General features: G+C 64.5%; 7 protein-coding genes. All 7 read left to right on the forward strand.

From position 1 onward, the window contains the following. The first annotated feature begins 32 nt into the window (after positions 1 to 32). Positions 33 to 518: a MaoC family dehydratase gene (locus CLV47_RS10690; protein WP_106349010.1), complete on the forward strand. Its 486-nt coding sequence runs from the start codon at positions 33 to 35 to the stop codon at positions 516 to 518. A gap of 9 nt (positions 519 to 527) precedes the next feature. Then, positions 528 to 980 carry a MaoC family dehydratase gene (locus CLV47_RS10695; protein WP_106349011.1) on the forward strand — a complete coding sequence of 151 codons (453 nt, stop codon included), beginning with the start codon at positions 528 to 530 and terminating at the stop codon, positions 978 to 980. Between the two features lie 10 nt (positions 981 to 990). Continuing rightward, positions 991 to 2,247, forward strand: a complete 1,257-nt coding sequence (locus CLV47_RS10700) for a flavin-dependent oxidoreductase (RefSeq protein ID WP_106349012.1) — start codon at positions 991 to 993, stop codon at positions 2,245 to 2,247. A gap of 25 nt (positions 2,248 to 2,272) precedes the next feature. Next, positions 2,273 to 3,496, forward strand: coding sequence for a CaiB/BaiF CoA transferase family protein (locus CLV47_RS10705; RefSeq protein ID WP_106349013.1), 1,224 nt, complete (start codon positions 2,273 to 2,275; stop codon positions 3,494 to 3,496). A 134-nt stretch (positions 3,497 to 3,630) separates the two neighbouring features. Continuing rightward, positions 3,631 to 4,407, forward strand: coding sequence for a sulfurtransferase (locus CLV47_RS10710; RefSeq protein WP_238145323.1), 777 nt, complete (start codon positions 3,631 to 3,633; stop codon positions 4,405 to 4,407). Then, positions 4,404 to 6,146: an FAD-dependent monooxygenase gene (locus CLV47_RS10715; RefSeq protein ID WP_106349015.1), complete on the forward strand. Its 1,743-nt coding sequence runs from the start codon at positions 4,404 to 4,406 to the stop codon at positions 6,144 to 6,146. Before CLV47_RS10710 ends, CLV47_RS10715 begins: the two co-directional genes overlap by 4 nt. Before the next feature lie 302 nt (positions 6,147 to 6,448). After that, complete coding sequence (locus CLV47_RS10720) at positions 6,449 to 7,798, forward strand: DUF222 domain-containing protein (protein WP_170111032.1); 1,350 nt, start codon at positions 6,449 to 6,451, stop codon at positions 7,796 to 7,798. The last annotated feature ends 17 nt before the right edge of the window (positions 7,799 to 7,815 follow it).

The raw sequence follows: 7,815 nt of genomic DNA on the forward strand, positions 1-7,815 counted from the left end.
CGTTCACTAGGTGAACAGTTAGGAATACGCTCATGGCACAAGGGCATGAAACGCAGGAGTTCGAAACTGACTTCTGGAAAGACGCCAAGAACCGCAAGTCGTGGGACGAGATCGTTCCTGGCGAACCCCGCAAGACAGTTCCATACGAGTTGACGCTTGAGGCGATCCAGCTCTACTGCCGGTCCGTCGGCGACGTGCATCCGCTCTACTTCGACGAGGAGTACGCGCGGGCTAGTCGGTACGGCGGGCTGATCGCGCCGCCGTCGATCCACATCATGCTGATGTTCGCGTGTACGCCGACCACCGACTTCATGCGCAGTCCCGGCACCATCAACGCCGGCCAGTCGTGGAGCTACAACATCCCGGCGCGGCCCGGCGACACGATCACGATGCAGGCCCGCGCCCTCGACAAGTTCATCAAGAAGGAGCGGCTGTTCGTCGTACACGACAACGTCTTCTTCAACCAACGCGACGAGGTCATTTGCTCCGGTCGCGGCCAGACGATCCGCCCGATGTGAGGACAGCCGATGACCGAATTCTTTGAGACCCTGAATGTCGCCGACGTAATCGACGGCGTCCCGTTTTCCGTTACCCGGGAAACGATCCGTGAGTTCTGCGATGGCTCACTCGACTACAACCCGCTGCACCTCGACGACAACTACATGGAGGGCAGCTTCGGCAAGACCAAGTTCGGCGGCATCATCATGCACGGGATGACCAACTTCGGGCTCATCACGCGGATGCTCACCGACTGGGCGTACGCAGCGGACGGCGAGCACCGGCGTCTGGAGACCCGCTGGAAGTCACCGGTCAAACCGGGCGACACCATCACCCCGTCCGGCGTCGTGAAGTCCAAGCAGGTCACGGACAAGTCGCAGTGGGTCGTCATCGACATCGCGGTCAAGAACCAGCGCGACGAGACCGTGGCGACGGGTGAGGCGATGGTCGAGTTCCCGCCCCGTGTGCCCGCCACGACATGAGCGCCGGGACATGAGCATCGTGATCGCCGGTGGCGGGATCGGCGGCCTGACCGCGGCGTTGAGCCTGCACGCGGCGGGCATCACCGACGTGTCGGTCGCCGAGGCCGCGCTGGAGGTCCAGCCGATCGGTGTCGGCATCAACTTGCCGCCGCACGCGGTCCGGGAGCTGACCGAGCTCGGCCTCGGTGACGGGCTCGCCTCGCTCGGCGCACAGTCGACGGAGCTTGCTTACTACGACCCGATGGGGGAGCTGATCTGGTCGGAGCCACGTGGTCTTGCTGCCGACTACCGCTGGCCGCAGTACTCCGTGCACAGAGGGAAACTGCAGCAACTGCTAGCCGAGGCGGTCGTAGCCCGGTTTGGTCCAGACGCGGTGCAGTCCGGGATGCGCATCACCGGATTCCACCAGCACGACGGCGGCGTGACCTGCGAGTTCCAAAACCGTCGTTCCGACACCACGGCGTCTACGACCGCGTCGCTGCTTATCGGCGCCGATGGGATCCGGTCGTCCGTACGCCGGGTGCTTCGCCCGGATGAAGGGCCGCTGTCCTGGAGCGGCTGGCTCATGTGGCGCGGCGTCACGTGGGCGCCGTCGTTCCTCAGCGGTACGTCGATGGTGATTGTCGGAGATGAGGTGCAGCGCGTCGTCGCCTACCCGATCTCCGGGCCACGTGCGGACGGGCTGGTCCTGGTCAACTGGATCCTGTCGCGGCGTACCGACGAGACGGCGACCGAGAGCGAGCGCGGCAACTGGACGCAGCCCGCGGACAAGCGCGACCTCGTGCAGTACGTCGACTCGATGCGATTCGACTGGCTCGACATCGCCTCGCTGATCGGCAATGCGGAGGCGGCGTACGAATATCCGAAGGTTGACCTCGAACCGCTTGACCGGTGGACCGACGGTCGCGTGACGCTTCTCGGTGATGCCGCGCACGCGATGTATCCATTCGGCTCGAACGGCGCGTCGCAGGCGATCATCGACGCCCGCGTGCTCGCTTTGGAGCTGGCAACGCATGACGACGAGATCGAGGCGCTCGCGTCGTATGAGGAGGCTCGACGGCCGGTGACGACCCAGGTGCAGCTGGCAAACCGGCGGCAGGATGGCGAAGTGATGACGCGAGTCAGCGAGCTCGCTCGCGGAAGCGCGGTTGGCGATGCCGCCGACGAACTGAAGTCGGTCGAGGTGCAATACAAACGTCTCGCGGGTTTTGAGGCCGAGACGCTGAACACCCGACCGTCGCTCAGCGTCCCCGGACGCGAGAAATAAGCCGAAAAGTCAGACAGGAGTAGGAATGCCAGGCGCGTTGTCACATATCAAGGTGCTCGATCTGTCCAGGGTGCTCGCCGGTCCGTGGTGCACCCAGAACCTCGCGGACCTCGGTGCAGAGGTGATCAAGGTCGAACGGCCGCGCGTGGGTGACGACACCCGCAAGTGGGGACCGCCGTGGTTACACGAGCCGGATGGCAGCGACGGCCCGGATTCGACGTACTACGCGGCCGCCAACCGCGGCAAGAAGTCGATCACCCTGGACATCTCGACGCCCGAGGGCCAAGACGTGGTGCGTGAACTGGCGAGGGAATGCGACGTCGTCATAGAGAACTACAAGGTCGGCGACCTCAAGCGGTACGGATTGGACTACGCGTCGCTCAAGGAGGTCAATCCGGCACTCGTCTACTGCTCGATCACCGGCTATGGCCAGGACGGGCCGGATGCGCACAAGCCCGGCTACGACTTTGTGTTCCAAGGCATCGGTGGCCTGATGAGCATCACCGGTGAGCGCGACGACCGGCCCGGCGGCGGGCCGCAGAAGGTCGGGATCGCTGCCGCCGACGTCTTTACCGGGATGTACTCCAGTGTCGCGATCCTCGCCGCGCTCAACCACCGAGCTGTTAGCGGTCAAGGGCAGTACATCGACATGGCGCTGCTTGACTGCATCATCGCGATCGGCGGCAATCAGGGCGTGGGCTACCTGACCACCGGCAAGTCGCCCGGTCGCTACGGCAACGAGCACGCGAGCCTCGTGCCGTACCAGGTGTTTTCCACCTCAGACAGCGAGATCGTCGTCGCGGTAGGTAACGACACTCAATGGGCGCGTTTTTGCGACACGATCGGGCGCAATGACCTCGCGACCGATGAGCACTACCGAGCGGTGCCCGGACGGGTAAATAACCGCAGCACGCTGATCCCAGAACTGTGCACGACCATGCTCGAGCGACCGACCGCCGAATGGGTACAGATGCTTGAAGCGGTCGGCGTGCCGTGCGGTTCGATCAACAACTACCAGCAGGTCTTCGAGTTGCCCCAGGTGAAGCACCGCGGGCTGCGCGTCGACGTACCGACGGCCTCGGGCGGATCGGTCCCGTTGATTGCGAGTCCGCTTCGCCTCACGGGTACGCCGGTGGAATACAACCAGGCGCCGCCGACCCTCGGCGAGCACACAGATTCGGTACTTGCGGACGTGTTAGGCAAAACGCCCGAGCAGATCGAGGCGCTGCGCGAGCAGGGGATCATCTAGCATCGCGCGCTATACGGGGAAGGATCCGCGTGACGATGAACGATCCAATCGCAGCCCTAGTCTCGCGAGACGGCTATCGATCCGACCTGGTGGTTTCGGCTGCCGATCTCCTCGATCATCCGAGCCGGAATCGCGTGTACGTCGATGTCCGGCTCGGCGAGCCGGCCGACGACTATCTTGACTTCTGCAAGTGCCACATTCACGATGCGGTTCATGCGCAAATACGAGACGTGTTTGCGTCCACGCCCACTGCGTCAACGGGAAACCTCCCACTGCCAGACGTCGCTGAGCTTGAACGGCGGCTAGCGGATTGGGGCGTCGACAACGAGACCGAGCTAATCGTCTATGGCAGGTCGCCGGCGATCGCCGCGCGGGGATGGTGGACGCTGGCTTGGGCCGGGCTTGAACACGTTCGATTGCTGGACGGCGGTCTCCGCGCCTGGAAGGAGGCCGGTGGACCGGTCGCCGAGGGCGAGCAGCGGCGGCTTGCGAGAAATAGCGCACCGCTCGTGTTGCGGGGCGGACGCCTACCGGATGTGTCAACAAAGCAGATTGGCGATCTCGGCGGGTCGGTGGTCCTGGTAGACGCGCGCGACGAAGGCGCCTACGAGCTCGGCCACATCCCAGGCGCGATCAACCTTCCTGCCGCAGATCAGTGGAATCCGCGAACGCTACTGCGGACAGCGAACGAGATCACTGATATCTACACAGGCGCGGGAATCGACGCTGACAGTGAGGTTGTTGTGTACTGCGGCGGCGGCGTGTTGTCTGCTCTCGAGGTCCTCACTTTGAAGTCCGTTGGGATAGAAGCCCAGCTATACGTGGGATCGTGGTCCGAATGGGTCCGCGACCCGGAGCGCCGTGCCCTATCGGTCGTGGATAAACCACTCGGTGAGGGGACGCGGATATGACTAGCGACTATGTCGAGACCGACGTCATCATCTGCGGAGGGGGACCCGCTGGCCTGGCACTCGCGTACCTCCTCGGTCGTGCGGGCGTCGACGTTCGTCTGTTTGAGAAGCGGTCAACCACGACTCAGTTGCCGAAAGGACAGTACGTGCACGCATCGACCGGCGAGTTGTATCGGCAGTGGGGCGTATGGGACCTGCTCAAGGGCCGCGGCTGGGAAATCGCCCGATCCAATGGCCAAGGGTTCTACGTCACGATAAACGGTGGCCCGGTCTACGAGGTTCGTCAGTCATCAGGAACGTTCGAGGAGTACGTCGCCAAGTGGCACAACCTCGCGCCCGTCTATCCCCGCAAGGTAGCGGCCTCGGATTACGAAGCGGCCCTTCTCGAGCGTGCAAGGTCTTTTCCGTCGACGCATATCGCGTTCGGCAACCGCGTAGTCGACATCGCCGAGGTCGGCCACCAGCGCTACGAGGTACGCGTCGTCGACGCCGACTCGGGAACCGCGACTGCCGTCTGTGCCCGTTACGTCGTCGCTTGCGACGGCGCTCACAGCTTCGTGCGTAACCGGCTAGGCCAAGGGCAGGACCATGGCCCGGCTTTCGAGAATCAAGTGCTGGTCGAGTTCGACGCACCGCTTGAGGACACGGTCGGCAAAGGTGGTTTTTTCCATTCGTTTGTGCTGCACCCGCGCTATTCGGGGTGGTTCGGAAGTCAGAATCCCGACACTGGACTCTGGCGCTACAGCTTCCACCACGACGAGGACGAGGTTCCTCCGAACTCCGTTCTGGTCGAGCGGATCCGAGGTGCGTTGGGCGATCCCGATTGCCCGGTCGATATCCGCGATGTGCTCCGTTTCGATTACACGACCGGCCTGCTGCGATCGTGGCGCGAGGGCAACGTTTTCTTCGCCGGCGACGCCGCCCACTGGCACTCTCCGTGGGGTGGGTACGGAGCCAACTCCGGCGTGCAAGATGCGAACAATCTTGCGTGGAAGCTGGCGCTCGTGCTCAAGGGCGGTGCGGACGACTCACTCCTCGACACCTATGAGGTGGAGCGAAAGTCCAAGGCGCGGGAGGTCGTCAAGGCCGCGACCTACAACTCGCTCAATTTTCAGGCGATCACGGCGTCGGTCATGGTGGGAGAGCATGAGGCGATGCGTACCGGCGAGCTCAGCGACGCAGGTCGCACTTTTCTCGCCGAACATGCTGCGGCGCAGGGGACTAACGCGGTCTTGCATACCGGCTTCCAGCTGGGCACGTTCTATCAATCGGATGCGGTGCTTAACGACGGGTACGACGCTCCGCAGCACACCTTAGGGACGTACATCGAGACGATCACTCCTGGTGTCCGTGCGCCACATGCATGGTTGCGCGATAGCACCGGAGAGCAGGTTTCGACAAGTGACCTTTGGGGCGGTGCGTTCACCGTGATCACGTCGACCGACGGGCCGACTTGGACTGACGCCGTACAACAGGTCGGGTCGGCTCTTGATATCGATCTCGCCTGCGTTGATGTGGGCGCGACAGGTGACTACAGCCCGTCCGACGCGAAGTTCGGACACATCTACACGACGCCTGTGCTCGTGCGGCCGGATGGATTCATCGCCTGCCAGCTTGGCGCAAGCTCGACCGACGAGGCCAGTAGACGCCTCGATTCAGTAATGCGTCATATCCTTAGGCGTGGTGCGGCGGAAGTCCGCCAGGGCAGTGTTTCGGGTCTGGCGAGCGCACCAACGTAACTGGACTCGATTTCAATATGAACGACGCGACCGACGGGCTTCGGTTGGCCGTAATCTGACAACCGCACGCCCAATTGGCCGATAGCGGGCAACTGTCATCGAAGTCCTGACACGGAACCGTCACCTGTCTTGAGCGTCATCACGCCGATATGCGACAACCCAACACCCGCCGCAGATGTCCCGCGCCCGAGACGCTCAGAGACTCCCACTGACCTCTAGACAAATGTCGTCGCGATCATCTATAATCGAACGTACGTACTAATGAATGAAGTGACTGATAGATGGAGTGAGGTGAGTTGGTCGTGAGCGTGGCCTACCTCCCCGTACCCGAACGCCTCAGCACCGTCCAGCACGCGTTCACTGAGGCCGCGCGGGAGTTGATCGATACCGCCGACCGGGCGAGCTTGTCTGGGCTCGGGCCGGCCGGGTTGTTGCAGTTCGCCAGTGACCTCGAACAAGCCCGTAACGCGTTAGCCGCGCTCGACCACGCGGTCATCGGCGCGCTGGAGGACACCAGCGCCGCGCAGGTAGCGTCGAAACGGACCATCGCGATCCTGCTCGCAGACGCCCTGCACGTGACGCATACCGATGCGCGGCACCGGGTCGAGGCCGCCGCCGGCCTCGGCGCGCGGGTCACGTTCACCGGCCAGCCGCAGCCACCACGGTGGGAGTACCTCGCGGCGCGGCAACGCGCCGGACGCCTCACCCCGGCCCAAGCCCGCGTGATCACGACCTGCCTGGGCCACCTCGCCCACCGGCCCGACGTCTCCGACGCCGACCGCGGCGAGGCAGAAACCATCCTGACCAGTCACGCGACCACCCTCGGGCCGAAAGACCTCACCCGGCTCGCGGCCGAGATCATCGCGCGCCTAGACCCCGACGGTGACGAACCCCGCGATGAGCAACGCGCCCGGCAACGCGCCCTGCACCTGCACGACAGTGGCGCCGTGACCGGGCAGGTGACCGCGGAACTGCTCGCGAAACTACGCGCCGTCCTCGACCCGCTCGCCGCGCCGCGACCGGCCGATGTGTCTGGGCGGGACGCGCGCACCGGTGGGCAGCGCGTGCACGACGCGTTACTCGCGGCGGTCAACCGACTCCTCGACACCAACGGCACCGGCAGCAGCAGCAGCGATGGTGGTAGTGGTGCTGGCACCGGCAACGCTGGCAGCAACGGCAACGGCGGCGGCGATGGTGCTGGCACCGGCAACGCTGGTAGCAACGGCACCGGCGGCAGCAACGGAAACGACAGCACCAGCAACGGCGGCGGTGGTGGCGTGCCGAGTGGCCGCGGCGGGATCCGCGGGACCGTGATCACCACGATCCGCCTCGAGGACCTCAAGGCCGGCTGCGGATACGCCACCAGCACCCACGGCGTCCGCGTCCCGGTGCGGGACCTGCTCGCCGAAGCCGCGCACCTGAAGTTCCTGCCCGCCGTCCTAGACAGCAACGGCGTCATCCTGCACCTGGGCCACGCCGTGCGGCTGGCCTCAGACCGGCAGTACGCGGCCCTGGTCGCGCGGGACGGTGGCTGCACGTTCCCGGGCTGCGACGTGCCGCCGGAATGGTGCCAAATCCACGAGCGCCGTGAGGCGCTGATCGATCGAGTGGAGGTGAGAGACCACCACCATTGCCCTGTCGTAGCAGGGTGATTGAAGCTAAGGGGCAG

This window comes from Antricoccus suffuscus, from assembly GCF_003003235.1.
Taxonomy (GTDB): Bacteria; Actinomycetota; Actinomycetes; order Mycobacteriales; family Antricoccaceae; genus Antricoccus; species Antricoccus suffuscus.